The sequence below is a fragment of the Proteus sp. fly-1067 genome (assembly GCF_040139345.1).
GTDB lineage: Bacteria > Pseudomonadota > Gammaproteobacteria > Enterobacterales > Enterobacteriaceae > Proteus > Proteus vulgaris_B.
Window position 1 is genome coordinate 1 of record NZ_JBEEUL010000122.1, and the last position, 674, is coordinate 674.

Here is a 674-nt window from a genome sequence, read left to right on the forward strand (position 1 = left end):
CTGGCGGTTCTTTACTTAATCTCGCACAACGAAAATTTGGCCGTTATAACGAAAATGATGTGCGTTGGTTAGCCAGTGTTGGTAGCGATTACGGCATGATCGCGGTTCGAGAAGATTCACCCTATAAAAATTTGCAAGATTTAATGGAAGCGTTCAAAAAAGATCCTAACAGTATCGTTTTCGGTGCTGGTGGTTCAATCGGCAGCCAAAATTGGATGAAAACTGCTCTGCTCGCTAAACAAATCGATGTCGACCCGCGCAAAATGCGTTATGTCGCCTTTGAAGGGGGTGGTGAAACATTAACAGCATTACTCGGTAACCACATTCAAGTCATGTCTGGTGATATGAGTGAAATGGCACCTTACCTTAACGATGGCAAAGTACGCCTACTGGCGGCTTATGCTGATAAACGCCTCAGTGGTGGGCTTGTAAATATCCCAACGGCGAAAGAGCAAGGTTATGAAATTGTCTGGCCAATTATTCGTGGTTTCTATATGGGACCCAAAGTTTCAGATGAAGACTATAACCAATGGGTCGAAGCCTTCCAAAAACTACAACAAACCGATGAATTCAAAAAACAACGCGAACTACGCGGGTTATTTGAATATAACTTAACCGGTCAAGAACTGGACAATTACGTTAAAAAAGAAATCGAGCAATACCGAGAACAAGCT

The 674-nt window shown here is 42.9% G+C and carries 1 protein-coding gene; it reads left to right on the forward strand.

The genetic code is table 11. The features are described from left to right. Positions 1-674 (forward strand): tripartite tricarboxylate transporter substrate binding protein (locus ABN217_RS19520; RefSeq protein ID WP_349459893.1); only part of this gene is annotated, 674 nt, incomplete at both ends.